At 70.9% G+C, this 21,625-nt stretch carries 20 protein-coding genes; 10 read left to right on the top strand and 10 right to left on the bottom strand.

The window, feature by feature from the left end; all coding sequences use genetic code 11:
* Window positions 1–22: 22 nt before the first annotated feature.
* The gene (locus tag COA17_RS03355) at window positions 23–535 is read left to right on the top strand and encodes a GAF domain-containing protein (protein ID WP_096610149.1); all 513 of its coding nucleotides are present in this window, start codon (window positions 23–25) and stop codon (window positions 533–535) included.
* A 23-nt stretch (window positions 536–558) separates the two neighbouring features.
* Here the strand turns inward: COA17_RS03355 and COA17_RS03350 are convergent, their stop codons facing one another.
* Together COA17_RS03350 and COA17_RS03345 are read right to left on the bottom strand one after the other, a co-directional pair.
* A complete protein-coding gene (locus COA17_RS03350; protein WP_245857378.1) occupies window positions 559–1,494 on the bottom strand; it encodes an ROK family protein in 936 nt (311 codons plus the stop codon).
* A complete protein-coding gene (locus COA17_RS03345; protein ID WP_066486059.1) occupies window positions 1,495–1,938 on the bottom strand; it encodes a MarR family winged helix-turn-helix transcriptional regulator in 444 nt (147 codons plus the stop codon). It lies immediately after the preceding gene.
* A gap of 108 nt (window positions 1,939–2,046) precedes the next feature.
* Between COA17_RS03345 and COA17_RS03340 the strand changes: the two genes are divergently transcribed.
* The 8 genes from COA17_RS03340 to COA17_RS03305 all read left to right on the top strand — a co-directional run bounded on the left by COA17_RS03340 (window position 2,047) and on the right by COA17_RS03305 (window position 14,022).
* Window positions 2,047–2,955 (top strand): alpha/beta fold hydrolase, encoded by a 909-nt coding sequence (locus COA17_RS03340; RefSeq protein WP_066486061.1) that lies wholly within the window; start codon window positions 2,047–2,049, stop codon window positions 2,953–2,955.
* Window positions 2,952–3,599: a DsbA family oxidoreductase gene (locus COA17_RS03335; RefSeq protein ID WP_096610147.1), complete on the top strand. Its 648-nt coding sequence runs from the start codon at window positions 2,952–2,954 to the stop codon at window positions 3,597–3,599. Before COA17_RS03340 ends, COA17_RS03335 begins: the two co-directional genes overlap by 4 nt.
* 78 nt (window positions 3,600–3,677) lie before the next feature.
* Complete coding sequence (locus COA17_RS03330; protein ID WP_096610765.1) at window positions 3,678–5,618, top strand: CocE/NonD family hydrolase; 1,941 nt, start codon at window positions 3,678–3,680, stop codon at window positions 5,616–5,618.
* Window positions 5,619–5,846: 228 nt separating this feature from the next.
* Window positions 5,847–6,716 (top strand): hypothetical protein, encoded by an 870-nt coding sequence (locus COA17_RS03325; RefSeq protein ID WP_141397019.1) that lies wholly within the window; start codon window positions 5,847–5,849, stop codon window positions 6,714–6,716.
* A gap of 11 nt (window positions 6,717–6,727) precedes the next feature.
* Window positions 6,728–7,213: a hypothetical protein gene (locus COA17_RS03320; RefSeq protein ID WP_096610143.1), complete on the top strand. Its 486-nt coding sequence runs from the start codon at window positions 6,728–6,730 to the stop codon at window positions 7,211–7,213.
* 46 nt (window positions 7,214–7,259) lie between these two features.
* On the top strand, window positions 7,260–8,396 hold the full coding sequence (locus COA17_RS03315; protein WP_245857377.1) for a hypothetical protein: 1,137 nt from the start codon (window positions 7,260–7,262) through the stop codon (window positions 8,394–8,396).
* A 71-nt stretch (window positions 8,397–8,467) separates the two neighbouring features.
* Window positions 8,468–13,495 carry a DUF11 domain-containing protein gene (locus COA17_RS03310; RefSeq protein WP_096610141.1) on the top strand — a complete coding sequence of 1,676 codons (5,028 nt, stop codon included), beginning with the start codon at window positions 8,468–8,470 and terminating at the stop codon, window positions 13,493–13,495.
* A gap of 11 nt (window positions 13,496–13,506) precedes the next feature.
* The gene (locus COA17_RS03305; protein WP_141397018.1) at window positions 13,507–14,022 is read left to right on the top strand and encodes a hypothetical protein; all 516 of its coding nucleotides are present in this window, start codon (window positions 13,507–13,509) and stop codon (window positions 14,020–14,022) included.
* Here the strand turns inward: COA17_RS03305 and COA17_RS03300 are convergent.
* From COA17_RS03300 to COA17_RS03285, 4 genes are read right to left on the bottom strand one after another with little or no spacing between them, the layout of a single operon-like run.
* Window positions 14,009–14,398, bottom strand: coding sequence for a response regulator (locus COA17_RS03300; RefSeq protein WP_066489978.1), 390 nt, complete (start codon window positions 14,396–14,398; stop codon window positions 14,009–14,011). The two genes, COA17_RS03305 and COA17_RS03300, sit on opposite strands and share 14 nt — an antisense overlap.
* Window positions 14,395–14,847: a response regulator gene (locus COA17_RS03295; RefSeq protein WP_096610137.1), complete on the bottom strand. Its 453-nt coding sequence runs from the start codon at window positions 14,845–14,847 to the stop codon at window positions 14,395–14,397. Before COA17_RS03295 ends, COA17_RS03300 begins: the two co-directional genes overlap by 4 nt.
* Before the next feature lie 33 nt (window positions 14,848–14,880).
* Window positions 14,881–16,920, bottom strand: a complete 2,040-nt coding sequence (locus COA17_RS03290) for an ATP-binding protein (protein ID WP_141397017.1) — start codon at window positions 16,918–16,920, stop codon at window positions 14,881–14,883.
* A 17-nt stretch (window positions 16,921–16,937) separates the two neighbouring features.
* Window positions 16,938–17,585, bottom strand: a complete 648-nt coding sequence (locus tag COA17_RS03285) for a response regulator transcription factor (protein WP_070321843.1) — start codon at window positions 17,583–17,585, stop codon at window positions 16,938–16,940.
* Window positions 17,586–17,684: 99 nt separating this feature from the next.
* Between COA17_RS03285 and COA17_RS03280 the strand changes: the two genes are divergently transcribed.
* Entirely contained in the window at window positions 17,685–18,329 is a 645-nt protein-coding gene (locus COA17_RS03280; protein WP_066491539.1) for an Hpt domain-containing protein, read from the top strand.
* A gap of 30 nt (window positions 18,330–18,359) precedes the next feature.
* On the opposite strand, the gene COA17_RS03275 is transcribed toward COA17_RS03280, so the two are convergent.
* From COA17_RS03275 to pgsA, 4 genes are all read right to left on the bottom strand, one after another.
* The gene (locus tag COA17_RS03275) at window positions 18,360–20,129 is read right to left on the bottom strand and encodes a methyl-accepting chemotaxis protein (protein ID WP_096610133.1); all 1,770 of its coding nucleotides are present in this window, start codon (window positions 20,127–20,129) and stop codon (window positions 18,360–18,362) included.
* Window positions 20,130–20,223: 94 nt separating this feature from the next.
* Complete coding sequence (locus COA17_RS03270) at window positions 20,224–20,664, bottom strand: molybdenum cofactor biosynthesis protein MoaE (protein WP_096610131.1); 441 nt, start codon at window positions 20,662–20,664, stop codon at window positions 20,224–20,226.
* A complete protein-coding gene (gene moaD, locus COA17_RS03265) occupies window positions 20,661–20,912 on the bottom strand; it encodes a molybdopterin converting factor subunit 1 (protein WP_082740999.1) in 252 nt (83 codons plus the stop codon). The genes COA17_RS03270 and moaD overlap by 4 nt, the downstream gene beginning before the upstream one ends.
* A gap of 5 nt (window positions 20,913–20,917) precedes the next feature.
* Window positions 20,918–21,484, bottom strand: coding sequence for a CDP-diacylglycerol--glycerol-3-phosphate 3-phosphatidyltransferase (gene pgsA / locus COA17_RS03260; RefSeq protein WP_066489996.1), 567 nt, complete (start codon window positions 21,482–21,484; stop codon window positions 20,918–20,920).
* Window positions 21,485–21,625 lie beyond the last annotated feature (141 nt).

The following is a 21,625-nucleotide window of genomic DNA, read 5'->3' as shown; positions in this document are numbered from 1 at the left end:
ATTGTCGCGGTGAGAGGTGATCATGCCGCAACCCGACGAAGACAGCCGCATCGCGACGCTGAAGAATTATTCTGTGCTCGACACGCCGGCCGATCCCGTCATGGACCAGCTGGTACGGGACATCGCCGCCACGTTCCGCGTGCGCAGGGCAGTCATCTCGTTCATCGACGAACACCGCCAGTGGTACAAGGCGCGGGTCGGCGTCGCGGTCGATCACGTGCCGCGCGCCATGTCCTTCTGCACGCACAGCATCGCCACCGATGCGGTGACGGTGGTGCCCGATGCGCGGCTCGACCCGCGGTTCTGCGACAATCCCTTCGTCACCGATGGCGACGGCGTGCGCTTCTACGCCGCCGCGCCGATCAAGACGCTCAACCGCGCGCGGATCGGCACCGTCTGCGTGTTCGATAGCATGCCGCGCGACGGCCTCACCTCCCTGGAGACGCTGCGCCTGTCGGGCTATGCCGCGCGCGTCGCCGAGATTCTGGAACAGGACCGCGCCCGCGCGCGGGCGTCGGCGCCTCCCGCCCGCTGACCGGCCCGCCGATCGGTCTTGCGTCAGCCCGCGGCGATCGCCGCGGCGGAGCGCCGGTCCGCCAGCGCCATCTGTCCCAGCACCACCGCGCCCAGCGGCCCGGCATTGCCGCCCAGCGCCGCGGGCACGATGAACGTGTCCATGTCGGCGACCGCAGGCAGCGCGACATAGCCGTTGAGCGACGCCGCCGTCGCCGCGCGCAGCCGCGGCAGCAGGTGCGGATTGCCCACCATCACCCCGCCGCCCAGCACGATCCGCCGCGGCACGCCGGTCAGCGTCAGCGTCGCGAACAGCGTCGTCAGCGCGTGGACCACCGTGTCCCAGGCGGGATGGTCATGGGGCAGGTCCTCGCCCTTGATCCCGGTACGCGCCGCGATCGCGGGGCCGGACGCCAGCCCCTCCACGCACGCGCCGTGGAACGGGCACGCCCCCGGCCAGTCGTCGCCGGGCAGCCGCGGCGGGCGGATGTGCCCGAATTCGGAATGGGTCAGCCCGTCGACCGGGCGCCCATGCGCGATCATCCCCGCGCCCACGCCGGTGCCGACCGTGACATAGGCGAGCTCGCCCAGCCCGCGCCCCGCGCCCCAGCGCGCCTCCGCCATCGCCGCGCCGACGACATCGCTGTGGAACCCCACCGGCACCCCGTACCGCGCGCCCAGGCGGCGGGCGACGTCGGTATGCGCCCAGCCTGGCTTCGGCGTGGAGGTAATCTTGCCGTAATCGGCCGATTCGGGATCGATCGACACCGGGCCGAAACTGGCGATGCCGATGGCGGCGACCCCGCGCCAGCCGTCCAGCGCCGCTTCCAGCGCGGGCAGCGTCTCGTCAGGGTGGGTGGTCGGAACGCGGACCTCCTCCAGGATGCGATCCGGCCCGCTGGACAGGATCGCGATACACTTGGTCCCGCCCAGTTCCACCCCGGCGATCAGCGGCGCCTCTCCCGTCGTCGTCGTGGACACTCAGTCTTCCTCCTGCGCGGCAGCGTCGATCCGCCGCAGCATCTGCGTGAATTGTTCCAGCTCGGCGGCATCGAACCGGCCGAAGATGCGGCGCTCCAGCTCGATCGCCTTTGGCGCGATCTGCGCATACAGCGCCTGCCCCGCCTCGCTCAGCATCAGGTGGTGCGATCGCCGGTCGGCATGGTTGGGGCTGCGTTCCAGTAGCCCGCGCGCGGTCAGCGCGATCGCGGCGCGGCTGACCGTCACCTTGTCCATCCGGCTGCGCTCGCCCAGCTGCGCCTGGGTGATCGGCGCATGTTCGGCGATCAGCGCGATCAGCCGCCACTCCGGGATCGTCAGCCCGAACAGCGCGTCATAGGCGCGCGCGATCCGGTCGCTGACGCGGTTCGACGTGACCGACAACAGGTACGGCACGAAACGGTCGAGATGCAGGCGATCGGCCATGGGGGGCGAACCGCTATCACGAGTGGACGCGCAGCGGAACCGCCCCCGCAATGTTGCATTAAGATGACGTCGGGCAGATAGGTTCCTGCTGACCAGACGGAGGAGGCGATGGCGCGGGTTCACGCGAACGGGATCGAGATCGAGTATGAGGAAACCGGGCCGAAGGACGGGCCGGCGATGCTGCTCGTCATGGGTCTGGGCGCGCAGCTCGTGCGGTGGCCGCTGTCGATGGTGGAGGCGCTGGCCGAGCGCGGCTATCGCGTCATCCGCTTCGACAACCGCGACGTCGGCCTGTCGACGAAACTGGACGATGCCGGCGTCCCCAACATCATGTGGACCGCGATGCAGCGCCAGTTCGGGCGCGCGCCGGCGGTCCCCTATACGCTGACCGACATGGCCGCCGACACCGTCGGGCTGATGGATGCGCTGTCGATTCCGCGCGCGCATGTCGTCGGGGCGTCGATGGGCGGCATGATCGCGCAGCTGATCGCTGCCGGCTGGCGCGACCGCGTCGACACGCTCACCTCGATCATGTCGACCACGGGCCACCCGACCTGCTCGCGCCCGACGATGCGCACCACCGCGCTGTTGCTGCGCCATCCGCGTGGCGACGATCTGGAGGCGATCGTCGCGCACGGGACGCTGGCGGGCCGCGCGGTCGGCGGACGCTTCCCGATCGAGGATCGGCTGATGGCCGATCGCATCCGCAGCGAAACGCTGCGCAATCGCTGCCCCGGCGGCTTCGTTCGCCAGATGGCGGCGATCATCGCCGATGGCGATCGCACCGCGCGGCTGCGCACGATCACCACGCCGACGCTGGTGATCCATGGCACGGACGATCCCCTGGTGCCGTGCACCGGCGGGCGCCAGACCGCGCAGGCGATCCCCGGCGCGCGACTGATGGAGATCGACGGCATGGGCCACACCCTGCCGCCGCCGCTGATCGCGCCGATCGTCGATGCGATCGACACCCACGCCCGCTGCGCGCACGCTGCGCCGGTGGCACGCGCGGCGTGAGCGCGCCGGCGATCCGTCTTGATATCGTCTCCGACATCGTCTGCCCGTGGTGCGCGATCGGGCTGGCCGCGGTGGAACAGGCGATCGAGCGGCTGGACGGCGCGGCGGACGTGACGCTCGCCTTCCACCCGCTCGAGCTCAACCCCGGCCTGCCACCGGAGGGGGAGAAGATCGCCGACAATCTCGCGCGCAAATATGGCGCCGGCCCCGATCAGGCGCGCGCCGCCGGCGACCGGATCCGCACCGCCGCCGCCGAACTGGGCGTCGACATGCGCGGCCGGTCGGATCGGCTCTACGATACGTTCGATGCGCACCGCCTGCTCCATTGGGCGGGGACGATCGGCGACCAGCTGCCGCTCAAGAAGGCGCTGCTCGCGCGTTATTTCGCGGAAGGACAGAATGTGTCCGATCCCGACGTGCTGGCCGGTGCCGCCGCCGATGCCGGCCTGGATGCCGATGAAGCGCGCGCGGTGCTGGCCGACGGGCGCTTCGCCGGGGACGTGCGCGCCGCCGAACGTTACTGGCGCGACGAAGGCGTGCTGTCGGTGCCGACGCTGATCCTCGACGGCCGTTATGCCATCCCCGGCGCACAGAGCGTCGAGCGGCTGGAACGCGCGTTGCGACGCCGCATGACCGACGCCTGATCCCCCTTGCGGCATCGCCACGCGGCACGCCATGATCGGCACGCCGCGCCGATCCGACCGCGCGTCCTGGGGGACAAGATGACCATCAGCCGCTTTCTGATCGCCGCGCTGTGCGCGACCTGCCTCGTTCCCACCGCCGCCATCCCCGCCCCCGCCCCCGCCCCCGCCCCAACCCCCGCGCCGCTGTCGGAGGACGAACGCCCGGCGCAGCTGCGACCCGTTCCCGCCCCCGACGCCGACTTCACGCGCCGTACCGTCGAGATACCGATGCGCGACGGCGTGACGCTTCACACGGTCATCCTCATCCCCAATGGCGCGAAGGACGCGGGCATCCTGCTGACCCGCACCCCCTATGATGCGGAGGGGCTGACCCGCCATGCCGACAGCGGGCGGATGGCCAGCGTGCTGCAAGGGTATGACAATGCCGCCGACGTGATCGCGGCGGGCGGCTATATCCGCGTGGTGCAGGACGTGCGGGGCAAATACGGCTCGGGCGGCACGTACATGATGAACCGCGCGCTCGCCGGATCGATCGCCAATCCCACGGCGGTCGATCACGCCACCGACACGTACGACACGATCGACTGGCTGGTGAAGAACCTGCCGCAGTCGAACGGGCGCGTGGGAATGATCGGCATCAGCTACGACGGCTTCACGACGCTGATGGGGCTGGTGAACGCCCATCCCGCGCTGAAGGTCGCGGTCCCGATGAACCCGATGGTCGACGGCTGGCGCGGCGACGACTGGTTCCACAACGGCGCCTTCCGCCTCAACAGCCTGCCCTATTTCTTCAATCAGGAGGCATCGCGCGACGGCAGCGCGAAATGGCAATCCTCCACCTATGACGAATATGACGTGCAGATGCGTGCCGGCTCGGCGGGTCGGCTGGCGCTCGCGCACGGACTGGACCAGGTCGGCTTCTGGTGGAAGGTCGCCTCGCACCCGGCCTACGACAGCTTCTGGCACGATCAGGCGATGGACGAGGTGCTGGCGCTGCGCGGGTCCGACGTGCCGACCATGCTGGTCCACAGCCTGTGGGATCAGGAGGATATCTACGGCGCGATGGCGGTCTATCGCGCGCTGCGGACGAAACCGGCGATGCACGGCAAGCTGTTCCTGTCGATCGGGCCGTGGTTCCACGGGCAGGCGATCGGCGAAGGCAGCCGGCTCGGCGCGATCGACTGGGACGCCGACACCGCCAAGCAATGGCGCCGCGACGTGCTGGCCCCGTTCCTGGCGCATTACCTGAAGGATGCGGCGATGGACGTCGCGCCCATCACCGCCTTCCAGAGCGGGACCAACCGCTGGCAACGGCTCGCCGCATGGCCCACCGAGGAAGGGCGCACGCGGCTGTACCTGCGTCCGGGTATGACGCTGGGCTTCGATGCCGCGCCGGGGAAGGACGTCGCCGATTACGTCTCCGACCCCACCGTGCCGGTCACCTATCAACCGCGCCCGGTCCCCGCGCTCGGCTATGGCGACAACAATCCGTGGCCGACGTGGCTGACCGGGGACCAGCGCGCGGTGTCGGGGCGCCCCGACGTCCTCACCTTCACCGGCCCGGTCCTGACGCAGCCGCTGGCGATCGCGGGCGCGCCGGTCGTCCACCTCACCGCCGCGACCACCGGCACCGACAGCGACTGGGTGGTCAAGCTGATCGACGTCTATCCCGACGAAGTCCCCGAGAAGCCCGCGATGGGCGGCTATCAGCTGGCGGTGGCGATGGACATCTTCCGCGGCCGCTACCGTGAATCGCTGGCACAGCCGCGCGCGATCACGCCGGGCCGCGCGCTGCCCTATACGTTCGCGCTGCCGACCGCGAACCACGTCTTCCTGCCCGGCCACCGCATCATGGTGCAGGTCCAGTCCAGCTGGTTCCCGCTGTACGACCGCAACCCGCAGACGTTCGTGCCGAACATCTTCTTCGCCCGCCCCGGCGACTATCGGAAGGCGACGCAAAGCGTCACCATCGCCGGCGCGCAGGCCAGCTACATCAGCCTGCCGGTGGCGCCGGACTAACCTACCGTAGAATTGAGGCGTTTCGTTTCCGCAACATTTTTTCTTTTGTTTTCTGTATTTTAGCCTTTGGTAGAAACGCCGGCCGGCGCGCATTTCGTGGTTACGCCCGGTTAACCGCGCTGCGCTTTTTCGCTCGTGCACGACAATCCCGTCGTCCGGACGAATGCCTTGCGGTTCTCCCTCCCCCTCCCCCTGGCCGTCTCGGGCGCGCTTGTCGTGTCGCCCGCGGTGCGTGCGCAAAACGCCACGCCCGCGGGCACCGTCATCACCAACGTCGCGCGGCTGAACGTCGCCGCGCCGGACGGCAGCACGGCGCCCCCCATCGTCAGCAACAGCGTGTCGCTCACCCTGGCACAGCTGGTCGACGTGGCCGTCACCGCCGCGCTGGCGTCGCAGCCGGTCGTTCCCGATACCGCGGTGGCGGTCGCCTTCGACGTCACCAACACCGGAAATGCCGACGACGACTTCGCGCTGTCGGTCACGGTCGATGCCGCGCGCGCCACCTACATCGGCATCTCCGCCGACGGCGCGGACGGCGCCGCGCTCGCCACCCCGGCCGTGCGGCTGCGCGCGGGTGAGCGGCGGCGGGTCCACGTCCTGCTCGGCCCGGTCGCGGCGGGCGATCCGCTGCCGGTGCGCCTTGGCGCCGTCGCGCAAAGCGCCAGTGGCACGCCCGGTGCGGTAAGGCCCGGGGCCGGGCCGAACGGCGCCGATCTGGTCGTCGGCAGCGGCGGCGCGCGCGCGGAGGCGGTGACACTGCTCGGCACCGATGCCGCCGCCGCCACCGACGCCGCGACGCTGGCGAAATCGCAATCGGTGCGCGCACCCGACGGGTCGACGCGCGCGGTTCCCGGCGCGGTCGTCACCTATCGTCTCGTCGCCCGCTTCACCGCGCCGGCGCTCGCCGCGCTGGTGGAGGACGCGGTGCCCCCCGGCACACGCTACGTCGCCGGCAGCCTCAGCGTCGATGCGCGCGCGGTCTCCGATGCCGACGACGACGATGCCGGCCGGTTCGACGGCACGGCGATCCACGTGGCGCTCGGCGACGTGCCCGCCGCCGCCACCCGCACCATCCGGTTCCAGGTCACGATCCAGTGAGGAGTTGCGTCATGTTCCGTTCCCCCTTCCCGCTCACAGCGGTCGCGCTCGCCGCGGTCGCGCTGCCCGCCGCCGCCGCCGCGGCGCCCGGTCCGCTCCAGATCAGCTCGCGCGTGATGGTCGAAACCAGGGCGCGCGCCGCCGACGGCACCACCCGCCTCGCGCTGGCGCCCGCACGCCGTGTCGTGCCGGGCGACCGCGTTACCGTCGTGCTGGCCTATCGCAACACCGGCGCACAGCCGCTGGCGGGCGTCACGCTCGACAATCCCATCCCTCGCGGGCTGGTCTATCGCGCGCCCGCGCCCGGATCGGCCGCACCGGCGGTATCGCTCGACGGGCGTCGCTACGCCGCGCTGGATCAGCTGCGCGTCGCGCTTCCCGGCGGCGGCACCCGCGCCGCCCTTCCCGATGATGTCACCCACGTACGGTGGCGCCTCGACCGCCCGTTGACGGCCGGCGGTGGGGGTGAATTCGCGTTCCAGGCCGTCCTCCACTGATCCCCTCGACTTCGTCACGCACCGAAAAAGGAAGGATAACCACGTCATGTTCGTGAAAAGGGCGCTCGCCGTCATGTTGGCGGGCACCGGTACGCTCGCGCTCGCCACGGCGGCGCAGGCGCAAAGCGCCGCGTCCGAAACCACCGCCGGCACGTCGATCAGCAACACCGCATCGGCGACCTACACCGTCAACGGCGCACCGCAGACCGCGACGTCGACCACCGCGACGTTCGTGGTCGACCGGAAAGTGAACTTCACCGTCGTCACCACGCAGACCGGCTTCACGCAGGTCAACCTGGGGCAGCAGGACGCGGTCACCACCTTCCGCGTCACCAACCTGACCAACGGGGTACAGGATTTCCTGCTCGATCCCGATCAGCAGAACATCTCGGTCGGGATCCTGCCGGGGACCGACAATTTCGACCTGACGAACCTGCGCGCGTTCGTCGATTCGAACAACAACGGCATCTACGATCCGGGCGTCGATACCGCGACCTGGATCGACGAACTGGCCCCCGATGCCAGCGTGACGGTGTTTATCGTCGGCAACGTCCCCAACCAGGCCGGGGCACAGCTGGCGTTCGATTCGCTGCACGTCACCGCCGCCGCCGGCGGCTCGACGGCGGTGAAGGGCACCGCGCTGGTGGCCACCGACCTCAACCTCGGCAATGCCGACAATACGGTCGACATCGTCTTCGCCGACGATGACAGCGACGGACTGCTGTACCTGGGCGACGTCGCACGCAACGGCCAGGGCCGCGCCTATGCCGGCTATCAGGTCGTCACCACCAACGTCGCGCTCAGCGTGATGAAATCGGTGCGCGTGCTCGACGACGGAGTGAACACCCTCAATCCGAAGGCGATACCCGGCGCCACGCTGGAATATTGCCTGCGGGTAGTGAATGCCACGCTGACGACACCGGCCGATGCGGTGACGCTGACCGATATCGTGCCGACGCACACCACCTACGTCCCCGGTTCGATCTCGATCGGCACGCCGGGCGTGCTGGGCATCGCCTGTGTCGCCAGCGGCTCGCCCGAGGATGACGACGCCGACGACAGCGGCGACAGCGACGGTGCCATCGCCAACTACGATGCCGGAACGAAGACGCTCACCGCGCGGCTTGATCGCGTGGCCGGCGGCGGGAGCACCGCGGTCTCGTTCAAGGTCAAGATCGACTAATCCACCCTCTTGTCCGGGAGCAGCGCCCCTCCGGCGTGCGGGTTCGCCCGCGCGCCGGGGATCGACCCGTCATGCCCATCGTCCGCCGCCTTTCGCTGGCGCTTGCCGCCGCCCTTGCGATGCTGGTCGTCGCCCCCGCCCGTGCCGACGATGTCGCGCGCGTCACCAACGTCGCCACGCTGTCGCTCGGGGCGCCCGATGCACGGGTGCAGGTGCGTTCGAACGCCGTGACGCTCGACGTCGACCGGACGAAGCACCCGACGACGCTCGGCTTTCGGTTGCTGCCACCCGGCTATGCGCTCTTGGGCGAACGCTGCGAAACGACGCCCGCGCTGCGCTACATTCCCGCGCCGATCGACGCCGATACGCTGTCGCGCGCCGCCCCGGTCGCGGCGCTAGACCGGCGCACGCCGGTGATCCTGGTGCTCGACAATCCCGGCAGCAACCACGACCCCGCGGTGCGCGAAGGCGCGACGATCCACATGACCACCGATGGCTATGACGGCCCGGTGACGCTGCTCGAAACCGGGCCCGACACCGGCAGTTTCGCCGGCGGCGTGTCGTTGGGCGGCAACGATCCGGCGGCCGAGGCGTGCGACGTGGCCCTCGAACGCGGCGGGCGGATGCGGCTCTCGTTCACCGAGGACCCGTACAGCTTCGGCTCGGTCGCCGAAATGCTGATCGACCCCGCCGGCGAGATCTTCGATTCGGTCACCGGCACGCCGGTCGATGGCGCGCAGGTGACCCTGCTCGACGAAGGCGGCCACCCCGCCACCGTCTTCGGCGACGACGGCGTCAGCCGCTACCCGGCCACCGTCACCAGCGGCGGAACCGTGCGAGACGCCTCGGGCCGCACCTACGTCCAGCCCCCCGGCCGCTATCGATTCCCGCTCGTGGCCCCCGGGCGCTACCATCTGCACGTGGAGCCGCCCGCCGGCTATACCGCGCCGTCCACCCGCTCCCCAAACGATCTGGCGCCGTTGCGCAATCCGGGGGGACGAGCGTTCATCATCAACGATGCCTCGTTCGGCGGCACCTTCGTCCTGAGCAAGCCGGACCCCTTCTACGCCGACGTGCCGGTCGACCGTGCCGGCCCGTCCGCGCTGCTGCTCACCAAGACGGCATCGGTGCGCGAGGCATCGCCCGGCGACATCGTGCAATATCGCGTCACTCTGGCCAATCGCACCGCCGTCGACGCGCGCAACGTGCGGGTCACCGACCTGCTGCCCCTCGGGCTGCGCTATCAGCCCGGCTCGACGCGTGGGGCGGACGAACCGCGCGTCGCCGCCGACGGGCGCACGCTGTCGTTCGCGATACCCGTGCTGCGCGCACGCGCCACCATCGGCCTTCGCTACGTCGTCACCGTCACCCCCGGCGCGCCGCCGGGGGAAGCGGTCAACCGCGTGCTGGCATCGGGCAGCGCCGGTGCGACCGGTAACGAGGCGGCCGCCTCCGTCCGGCTGCGCCCGCTGCTGTTCAGCGACGGCTTTACCGTGATCGGCCGCGTGACCGAGGGGGCGTGCGGCGATCCGGCGCGCCGTCGCAAGGGTGTGGCGGGCGTGCGCATCCTGCTGGAGGACGGCACCTTCGTCGTCACCGACCGCGACGGCCTGTACCACCTCGAGGGCATCCGCCCCGGCCGCCACGTCGTCCAGCTCGATCGCCACGGCATTCCCGCCACGCACCGCGCGGTCGCGTGCGATGCCGATACCCGCGCGGCGGGCGACGCGCTGTCCCGCTTCGTGGACAGCGACGGCGGGCTGCTGAAGCGGGTCGATTTTCAGCTGGCGCCGACCGGTCGCACGGCGGATGCCGCCACGGCGCTGCCGATCGCCGTCGCGCCCGATGCGATCGCCGCGGGCAATCGCGACTGGTTCGAGGGCCAGGCGCCGGGCGTCGCCATGCTGTTCCCGCTGGCCGACCACAATCCCCGCGCCCCCGCGGTGCGCGTCGTGTTCAAGCATCTGTCGGAACAGCGCGTCGCGCTGACGGTGAACGGCGTACAGAGCGATCCCGTCGCGTTCGACGGGACGGAGGCGCGCGCCACCGGCGTCGCGATCTCGCGCTGGAGCGGCATTGCGCTGGCGGACGGCGACAACCGGATCGAGGCGCGCGTGCTCGCCGCCGACGGCGCGGTCGTCACCGTCATCACGCGCATCGTCCATTCCTCGGGCACGCCGGCACATGCCGTCGCGGTGCCGCAGGCCAGCCGCCTCATCGCCGACGGCGTCACCCGCCCGCTGGTCGCGGTGCGGCTGACCGATCGTGCCGGCCGCCCGGTGCGCGCGGGCACCAGCGTGCCCGTGCGGGTGGAGGCGCCCTATGCCCCCGCGCTCGACGTCGCGCTCGACCAGCGCCGCCGCGCGACCGCCGCCTCGCCGGCCTCGCCCGCCGCCCCCGCCCCCGCCCCCGTCCCCGCCCCGATCGCGCGTGTCGTCGGCGACGACGGCATCGCCTTCATCGAACTGCAACCCACGACGCAGGCGGGCGCGGTACGCGCCACCGTCACGCTGGCGGATGCGCAGGCGTCGCACGACGAACCGGTCCGCGCGTGGCTGGCCCCCGGCGCCGCGGGCTGGACGATCGTCGGCTTCGGCGCGGGCACGATCGGGCATGACATCCTGTCGCGTCGCGGCACGGTGCTGCCCGCCGATCGCGATGGCACGATCCTGGACGGCCAGCTCGCGCTCTATGCGAAGGGGCGGATCAAGGGGTCATGGCTCGCCACCATCGCCTATGACAGCAAGCGGACGCGCGATCGCACCCGCGGGCTGCTCGGCACGATCGACCCGGATCGCTATTACACCGTCTACGGCGATGCCACGCGCCAGGGCTATGACGCCGCCACCGCGGGCAAGCTGTACCTGCGACTGGAACGGCGCGAGGTCGTGGCGCTGCTCGGCGATTACGAAACCGGGCTGCGCGACACGCAGCTGGGCCGCTACAGCCGCACGCTGACCGGCGCGAAGATCGCCTATGAGGGCGACCGCGTCACCGTCACCGCCTTCACCGCGCATACCGACGAACTGTATGGCCGCGACGAGATCCAGGGCAACGGCCTGTCCGGTCCCTATCGCCTGTCGGCGCGCGACATCGTGCCCAATAGCGACCGGCTGCGGATCGAGGTGCGCGACCGGCTGCGCCCCGAACTGATCGTGTCGTCCACGCCGATGACGCGGCATATCGACTATGACATCGATCCGCTCGCCGGGACGATCCGCTTCCGCCAGCCGGTGCTGGGCCGCGACGCAGGCCGCAATCCGGTCTTCATCGTGGTCGACTACGAAAGCTGGGGCAGCGTCCGCAAGGCGGTGGGGGGCGCCCGCGCGGCGGTGCGGATCGCGCGCGGCGCGGTCGAACTGGGCGCCACCGCGCTGCGCGACCGGACGGTCGGCGATGCGGCGCTGCTGGCGGTCGACGCGCGCGCGCGCCTGTCGGCCGACACGCAGCTGCGCGCGGAGGCCGCGACCGGCGGCGCGCACGGACTGCGCGCCGGCACCGCCTGGCTTGCGGAGGCGGAGCATCACGGCCCCGCGCTCGACCTGACGGCCTATGCGCGCCAGCAGGACGCCGGGTTCGGCCTGGGCCAGCAGAATGCGGTCGAACGCGGCACGCGCAAGATCGGGCTGGACGGGCGGCTGGCGCTGACCGACCGGCTGTCGCTGACCGGCACCGCCTGGCACCAGCAGCAGTTGCTGGACGGCGCGTCGCGCGTCGCCGGCGATGCGCGCCTCGAATGGCAGCGTGCGCACGGCACGCTGTTCGCGGGCGCCCAGCTGGCGCGGGATCGCGGGCTGGCGGGCGGCGTGGATCGTTCCTCGCGCCTGCTGACGCTGGGCGGCACGCAGGCGCTGGCCGGCGATCGCATCACGCTGGAAGCGCAGACGCAGGTCGCGCCGGACGGCGCAAAGGCGAGCGTCGATTTCCCGATCCGCCATCAACTGACCGCCGGCTGGCGCGTGGGCCCGGGCATCCGGCTGATCGGCGGCTATGAGATCGCGGAAGGCCGCGGCTTCACCGCGCAGACCGCGCAGATCGGCTTCGACGTCGCGCCCTGGACGGGGGCGAAATGGACCAGCACGCTGAACCGCCAGGCGGCGATGCGGCCGGTCGGCGGGGAGAACGGCCAGCGCACCTATGCGCAATACGGCCTCAACCAGTCGCTGCCGATCGGCCGGCGCTGGACCATCGACGCGACGCTCGACGCCAGCAGCACGCTGCGCGGACAGCTGCCGGCCGGGGCGGCGATCAACGCCTTCCACCCGGTGGCGGCCGGCGGGTCGCTGGCGCAGGACGGCGCGAACGACGATCATGCGGCGGTGACGCTGGGCGCGGCCTATCGCGCGGATCGCTGGTCGTGGAACGGCCGCGCCGAATATCGCACCAGCGACAGCAACACCCGCTACGGCCTGACCACCAACGTCCTGCGCGCGCTGGGCGAAGGGCGCACGCTGGCGTCCGCAGTGCGCGGCTATGCGGTGCGCGATCGCGACGGCGCGCTCGCCCTGTCGCTCAGCGCCGACGTCGCGCTGGCGTGGCGCCCGCTCGACAGCGACTGGTCGGTGCTGGAACGGCTGCAACTGCGCCACGAACGCGCCGATCCGGGCTTCACCGATCGCAACGTGCTGGGCGTACCGGCGTTCGCGGGCGGCTATCAGGCGACGCTGCGCGCGATCAACAATCTGGCGCTCCACTATCGCTCCGGGCCGGAGGGTGAGGGCCATGGCTGGGACGCGACGCTGTATCACGGGCTGAAATGGGTGCGCGGCAGCTTCGACGCGGACGATTACACCGGGCTGACCGATGCGATCGGCGTCGACGTGCGGCGCGATCTGGGGCGACGCGTCGACATCGGGGCGCAGGCGTCGGTGCAGCACGGCTGGACCAACCGCACCGTCGCGTTCAGCGCGGGGCCGACGCTCGGCCTGTCGCCGGCGCGCGACGTGTGGATCACCGCCGGCTACAATATCGCCGGCTATCGCGACCGCGACTTCGCGCAGGATCGCTATACGCGAAAGGGGGCATTCGTGACGCTGCGGATGAAATTCGATCCCGATACGCTCGCCGGTGCCGGACGGATGCTGGGGATCGGGCGATGACGGCCGCCCGGATGCTCCCCGTCGCCCTGGCGGCGATGCTGGCCGGCGCGCCCGCCGCCGCCGATCCGCTGGTCCTGACCAAAAGCGTGACGACCGTGTCCGATCCGCTCGGCAACGCCGTGCCGCGCGCACTGCCCGGTTCGGTCGCCGACTATCGCACGCTCGCCAGCAATCCGCTCGCCAATCTCGCGCGGCCGGTGCGCAGCGTGGTGCTGGTCGAGCCCCTGCCCGCCAACGTCATCCTCTACGTCCGCGATCTGGCGGGCGCGGGCAAGGGACCGATCGAGTTCGCCGACGGCAGCCTGCTGGGCACCGGCCTGGTATCGAGCGGCCTGTCACTGTCCTATTCCGCCGCCGCGCCCGCCGGCGACGGGCTCGAATTCTCCGACGGATCGAGCTGGAGCTATCAGCCGGTGGCCGATGCGCTGGGGTACGACGCGCGGGTGCGTGCGATCCGGCTGACGCTGTCGGGCACGTTCGCGACCAATACGTCGTTCCAGCTGCGCTACCGCGTCAGGATTCGCTAGCCGCCATCAACCCGCGGATGCGGTCGGCCAGCGTCAGCGGGTCGAACGGCTTGACGATCACCCCCGCCGCGCCCGCCGCGTGATAGCGGTCCAGGTCGGCCTGTCGCCCGCGCGCGGTCATGAACACCACCGGCACCGTCGCGGTCGCGGGCCGTTCGCGCAATCGCTCCAGCAGCGCCAGCCCGTCCATCCCCGGCATCATCATGTCGACCAGCACGACCTGCGGCGGGGGGGCGCCATCGTCGATCACCGCCAGCGCCTCCTCGCCCGATGCCGCGGCGCGGATCTGCAACGACGGGTCCAGCGCCAGCGACAGTTCGACGATGTGGCGGATGTCGGGATCGTCGTCGACGTACAATATCCTGGTCGGTATCATCCCGCCTGCTCCTCGGCTGCTCGCCCCACGCCACCCGCCTCCCTGGCCGCACCCGCGGCGCGCGCACGCACCAGCCGGCGGACCGTCGCCTTCAGATCGGCCAGCGATTCGCCCGACTTGACCAGTACCGCATCGACCAGCGCGGCGGCGTCGTCGGTGATGTCCTGCGCTGAATGGACGATCACCGGGATCGCGATGCCGCGCGCGTCGACCAGATAGGGCAGCAGGTCCAGCCCCGACGCGCCCTGCAGGTGAAGATCCAGCACCGCCACGTCGGGCGGATCGCTGGCCACGATCGCGCGCGCCTGGTCGATCGTGGCGGCGCGACAGATGCGCACCTCCGGCTCCAGCGTCTCCGCCATGACCTGCAGCATGTCCGCATCGTCGTCCAGGCACAGGATCACCGGCACCGGCCGCGCCGCCCGCGCGATCGCGGTCCGCAGCGCCACCGTCAGCCGCCGGTTCGCGCCGGGCCGGTCGATCTAGTCGACGACGTCGAGCGACGCCGGCAACGGCTCGTCCCCGCGCGCCTCGGGCGCGACCAGGATCGCGGCCGGCGCGGCCAGCGTCGTGTCGGCGCGCGCCTGCCGTACCAGTTCGATGCCGCCCCCGCCCGGCAGCGCCAGCGCGACCAGCGCCGCATCGTACCGCCGCCCGCGCATCGCCGCGAGCGCCTCGGCAAGCGTGGCGACGCGGTCGTGCACGCATCCCTCCACCGCGATCACCTGCGCCAGCGCCGCCGCGGCCGCATCGTCGGCCTCGCACAACAGAATGCGCGGCGCGGCGGGATCGGCCGCGCCGTCATCGGCCGGCGCGGGCGGCAATTCCACCACGAACCGCGTGCCGCCCCCGTCGCGATCCTCGAACCGGATATCGCCGCCGTGCCGCCGCACGATCTCGCGCGAGATCGCCAGCCCCAGTCCCGCGCCGGTCGCGGTATCGCGCGCATCGGCCCGCTCGAAACGGCCGAAGATGCGCTCGCGAAATGCCGGTGCGATCCCCGGCCCGCGATCCTCGACGGTCAGGATCGCGCGCGCCCCGCCGTCGGCGCCATCCGGCGTCAGCGCGACCGCGATGTCGACCGCGGCACCCTCCGGCGACACGCGCGTCGCGTTCGACAACAGGTTCGTCACCACCTGCAGCAGCCGGTCGGCGTCGCCGATCACCGGCACCGGCGCCGGCACCTCGGCGCAGTTCAGCCGGATATGACGCTCGCGCGCCAGCCCCTCGCTGCCGATGCATGCCCGCTGCATCACGTCGCGCAGGTCGATCCGCTCGCTCGCCAGCCGCAGCCGCTCGGTTTCGATCCGGTCGATATCCAGCATATCGTTGATGAGGCGGATCAGTCGCCGCGAATTGTTCTCCGCGATATCGACCAGGCGCTGCGCCTGGGGCGGAAGCGTGCCGGTCGTCCCCGCGCGCAACAGCCCCAGCGATCCGATCACCGAGGTCAGCGGCGTGCGCAGTTCGTGGCTGACGGTGGAAATCAGGTCGTCCTTCACCTGCTCCAGGCGCTTGCGCTCGGATACGTCGCGCAACGACACGATCACGTGCCGGCCGCGCGGCAGGTCCATCACCCCCAGCGCGACGTCGACCGCAATGCCGCGGCCGTCGCGGTGATGCGCGATACGATCGGTCAGGAACGGCCGTCGCAGCCTGCCGTCGATCAGCCCGACCCGGCTGTGGAAACTGCCGCTGCCCGGCGCGATGTCGATCACCGTGGCAATGTCACGCCGTTCCAGCTCGCCCGGCTCGTATCCCAGCATCCGCGTCGCGGCCGGGTTCATCATCTCCACGGTGCCGCTGGGGTTCAGGATCAGCAGCGCGTCGATCGTCGCGTCGAAGATGGTGGCGTTGCGCTCGGCCGCGTCGACCGCGCGGACCAGCGCGGCATGGCGCTGCACGCGCGCGCGCCAGATCATCGCCAGCACCGCCAGCGACAACAGCGTCAACACCACGACGCTGCCCAGGATTCCGCGCGCAAGCCGCTGGCGCTGGGCAAGGAAGCGTTGCAACGCCGCATCGGCGACGGCGCGGTCGTCGCGCACTATCGTGGCCACCACATCGCGCAACCGGTCCATCACCCGTTTGCCGGCCCCCTCGCGAACGATCGCGCGCGCCTGATCCTCGCGGCCGGCGCGGACCAGCGCGATCGTGCGGTCCAGTTCCTCGAATTTGCTTTCGACCAGGATGTGCAGCGTGTGCATCCATGGGGCCGCGCCGTGCTGCTCCGGCCTATCCATCCGGTGCAGGTAGTCGATGATCTCGCGCCGCGACGGCGCATAGGGTTCTAGGAACGTCTCGTCGCCGGTCAGGATGAAGCCCCGCTGCGCGGTTTCGGCATCCTTCAGTTCCGACAGAAGCGCCACCGCCGCGATCCGGCGGTCGAACGAATCCGCCGCGGCGCGACGTAGCGATTCCGATCGCTGGAATTCGTGCCACAATCCCAGCGTCAGCAGCCCGAACGCCAGCGGGATGGCCACGGTCACCGCGATGAAGGCGCGCGCGCTGGGCCGACGCATCGCGGCGGGCGCCTGCTTCACCCCCCCTGCCCCGACGCGGGGTCTTCCAGCAGCGGGCGGATCGCTAGCAGCGCCTGCGTGCGGTTCGTCACCCTCAGCTTGCGGAACACCGCGGTCAGATGCGCCTTCACCGTCGCCTCGGTCACCGACAGGTCATAGGCGATCTGCTTGTTCGATCGCCCGTCCGCCAGCGCCAGCAGCACGGCATGTTGCGCGCGCGACAGTCCGGCGATTCGCTCCCGCGCGGCGGCGAGCGGCGCGGCGGGGGCGAGCGCCTCGGGGAAATATCGCTGCCCCGACAGCACCTTGCGCAGGATCCCTGAAATTTCATCGAGCGGCAGCGTCTTCGGCAGGAAACCCGCCGCGCCCAGCGCCATCGCCCCTTCGGCCAGCCCGGGGCGATCCGATGCGGTGACGATCAGCACCGGCACCCCGTCCGCGACGTGGAGCACGCGCATCAGGCCGCGAAATCCCTCCGAATCGGGTAGGGCATAATCCAGCAGGATCAATCGGATCGTCGAGCGGCTTTGCAGCGCCGCCACCGCTTCTCCCACCGTACCGACACCGATCGCCTGCGCGCCCGGAAAGGCCGCTCGTGCGGCCAGCGACAACCCTTCCCGCGTCAGCGGGTGATCGTCGGCGATCAATAGTCTGTCCCCGTTCAAGCCGCACCCATGCCACAGCCAAGAACTTATTGTTTTACATCGAAATCTGTTAATACCACTTCCGCGTTTCCGTTCTCCCGTCAAGTGTTGGTGTCCGAAATGGATAAATCGCGGATCGATGATCTCGGTATCATAACCGATCGCGATACGGTCGCCACCACGACGGACGCATGGGCGCGCGACGGCTGGCGCGTCACGCACATGGCCAGCGACGCGATCCCCCCGACCGATGCGCACGCGCTGCTGCTGGTTGCGCTGCCGCCCGGCGCGGCGGATGCGTGGCTGGCACGATGGAAACGCGACACGGCGCCCGCCGCATCGGTGGTCGTGGCGCTGTCGCCGGACACTGCGGTCGATCCATGGGCGATGATCCGGCGTGGCTGGGACGATGCGGCGCCGCTGGACGATGCGGTCGCCGCCGCGGCGCGCTGGCGTCCGCGCACATGTGCCCTGCCCCGGCTGGAAGAGGTATTCGGCGTCACGGAGGTGGCGCGACTGTCGCTGGGCCTGCGCGACCGACTGGCCGCCGCGCTGGCGATACTGCGTATGTGCGATCCCGCCGATCGCGCCACGCTGGCGGAAACCGCGCACCGGCTGGCGGGTATCTGCGGGATCCTCGGCTTCGACGATGCCGGCAATCTGTGGCGCGCGCTGGCGGAGGCGCGCGACGTGGCGCTGCCGGACGTCTATCGCGCGACGCGGCTGGCGGTCGCCGCGATCGACCGCCACCACGCGCCGCGATAACCTCGACCGTCCCGGCGCGCCCTCACCGCCTTACCAGCCCGCGCCAGCGACCCGCGCCTGAAGCCGGTGGACCGGCGACGCGGCGGCCGAGGCCTCTCCCTCCACCAGCCTGAACCGCCGGATCTCGCGCTTCAGCGCTTCCGCCTCGTCCGACAGGCTGCGCGCGGCGGCGGTTGCTTCCTCGACCATCGCGGCGTTCTGCTGCGTCACGCCGTCCATCTCGGCGACCGCGGTATTGACCTGCTGCAATCCGGTGGACTGCTGCTCCGCCGACGACGCGATGTCGGACATCAGCGCGCTGATCTCGTTGATGCGCGCGATGATGCGGGTCAGCGCCTCGCCGGTCTGCGATACCAGCGCCGCGCCCAGTTCGACCTGCTCGCTCGACGCGGTGATGCGCGTCTTGACGTCCTTGGCGGCGTCGGCGGAGCGCTGCGCCAGCGCGCGCACTTCCGATGCGACGACCGCGAAGCCCTTGCCCGCGTCGCCCGCGCGCGCCGCCTCGACGCCCGCGTTCAGCGCCAGCAGGTTGGTCTGGAACGCGATCCCGTCGATCACCGCGATGATCTCGCTGATCTCCGCCGACGACGCCTCGATCCCGTGCATCGCCTCGACCGCGCGCCGCACCACCGATCCCGACGCCTCGGCATCCTCGCGCGTCGCGCTGACCACGCCGTTGGCGCGCGCCGCGCCGACCGCGGTCTCGCGCACGGTCTCGGTGATCTCGTGCATCGCGGCGGCGGTTTCCTCCAGGCTCGCGGCCTGCTGCTCGGTGCGCTGCGACAGATCGTCGGATGCCTGGCGGATGTCGCCGGCGCCATTGGCGATATTGTCCGCGGTGGCGGTGACCGACACCATCGTCTGCGCCACCGCGTCCATCGCGCGATTGAAATCGGCCTTCAGCTTGGCGAACGGCCCGGTCAGCTCGGCATCGATCCGCGCGGTCAGGTCGCCTTGCGCCAGCGCGTCCAGCCCCGAACCGACGCTGTCGACGATCAGCGTCGCCTGCGCTTCCTTCGCGGCCTCCGCGGCGACCAACTGGTCGCGCAGCGTCGCGACCGAGCGGGTCAGGCCGCCGATCTCGTCGCGACGGTCGTCGCGGCTCAGCGCGACGTCCAGCTGCCCGGCCGCGATCCGGTCGATCGTGCCCGCCAGCGCGCCCAGCGGCTGCGACACCAGCCGCACCATCACCGCCAGCGTCGCCGCGACCAACCCCAGCGCGGCCAGCACCGCCAGCGCGATCATCCAGCGCGCGGACGTATAGTCGGCGGCGGTCTCGGCCTTGGCCTTGTCCTCCTGCGCGTCGAAGATCCGGCGCAATGCGCGCAGGTCGGCGTCGATCGCCTTGGTCTGCTGGCGCGTCTCGACCAGCATCGCGGTCGCGGCATCGTCCTGGTTCGCACGCGACAGCGCCAGGACGCGCTCGTCGTTGCGATACACGATCGGCAGCTGCTCGCGGACGCTGTTGAGCGCGGCGATCGCCTCCGGCGCGGTCAGCATCGGCGCCAAGCTCGCGATGCCCTTGTCCAGCGTCGCCCGCGCATCGGCCACCGCGCGGTCGCGCTGCCCGTCTGCCGGGCCGCTCGCGATATGGCGATACAGGCTGAGCCGATAGCCGGTGAAGGCGCCCTTCAGTTCGCCCAGCGCCACCGCCTTGGGCAGGCGATTGTCGGCGAACGTGGCGACCGCGTCGTTCATCACGCCCAGCTTGAGCAGCGACACGCCGCTCAACATCAGCATGATCGCGATACAGGCACCGAACGCCGCCGTGAGCTTCACCGAGAAGGACCAGTTCTTCATGTGCGCACCGCCAGAGATGAAAAAGACAGTTCTCTTCCGATGCGGTAACCGGGTTTCGTAAACACCGGCCTAACGCTGTCTCATCAGGTGCGCGTCACGATTCCCAGCGCGTGGCCGCCGTCGCATCGCCCGCGCGCGCCTCCACCCAGCGCGCGGCGCCGCCGACCGTCTCGCGCTTCCAGAACGGCGCATCGGTCTTCAGCCGGTCGATCAGATAGGCACAGGCCTCCAGCGCGGCGGCGCGGTGCGCGCTGGCGGTGCCGACGAACACGATCCGCTCGCCCGGCGTCATCGCGCCGACGCGGTGGACGATCGTCGCCGCCGCCAGCGGCCAGCGCGCGCACGCGCTCCGCGCCAGCTGCTCCAGCGCGCGCTCGGTGGCGCCGGGATAATGTTCCAGCTCCAGCGTCTCGACCCCGTCGTCGCCGCGCACCAGCCCGGTGAACGTCGCCACCGCGCCCGCCCCGTCGGTCTCCAGCCGCGCCAGTTCGGCGGCGACGTCGATCGGATCGGGGGAAACGGTGATGCGGATCATCCGCCCGTCACCGGGGGGAAGATCGCCACCTCGCGCGCGCCGGCGACCGGCGCGTCCAGCGCGACGAACGCCTGGTCGACCGCGGCGCGCAGCCGCGCCGGATCGGCGAAGGCGGCGCGATGCCCGTCGCTGCGCGTCGCCAGCCAATCGATCAGCGCGGCGACATCGGCCACGTCGGCGGGCGGCGTCACCTCTTCCTCGGCCACGCCCACCCGCTCGCGGACCCAGGCGAAATACAGGATCCTCACCGCGCTCAATCCATATGCTTCAGGCCGACGCGCAGGTAATCCCAGCCCGTCACCACCGTCAGCGCCGCCGCCCCCCACAGGCTGGCCAGGCTCGCGATCTTGATCCACGCCTCGCCCGGCAGCGCGCCGGACAGGATCAGACCGCCCAGCGCGACCATCTGCAGCGTGGTCTTCCACTTGGCCAGCTTCGACACCGGCAGCGACACCTGCAACCCCGCCAGGAACTCGCGCAGCCCGCTGACCGCGATCTCGCGCAGCAGGATGACCAGCGCGGCGATGATATGGATGCCGGTGATCGCCGCGACGTCATTGTGGCGCGTGCCCACCAGCATCAGGATGACCGCCGCGACCATGATCTTGTCCGCGATCGGGTCCAGGAACACGCCCAGCTTCGATACCGCCCCCTGCGCGCGCGCCAGATAGCCGTCGAAATAATCGGTGATGCCCATCAGGCAATAGAGCGCGAAGGCGATGCCGAACCCCGCCTGCCAGCTGGGCCACCACAGGAAGGCGACCAGCAACGGCACGGCGACGATGCGCGACAGCGTCAACAGATTGGGCAGCGACAGCATGATAGCGGTCAAGTGGACCGCCCGCGCGGGCGGCGCAAGCGGCAAGCGGCGGACGGGCGGGTGAAAAACGGATTTGGATGATCGGGCGGCACCCGCTATGCCCCCGCTCGCCTGCTAACAATCGGGGGCGACGTCCCACGT

The sequence above is a fragment of the Sphingomonas ginsenosidimutans genome, assembly GCF_002374835.1.
Classification (GTDB): Bacteria; Pseudomonadota; Alphaproteobacteria; order Sphingomonadales; family Sphingomonadaceae; genus Sphingomonas; species Sphingomonas ginsenosidimutans.
This window is presented reverse-complemented; position numbering and strand designations above follow the sequence as displayed.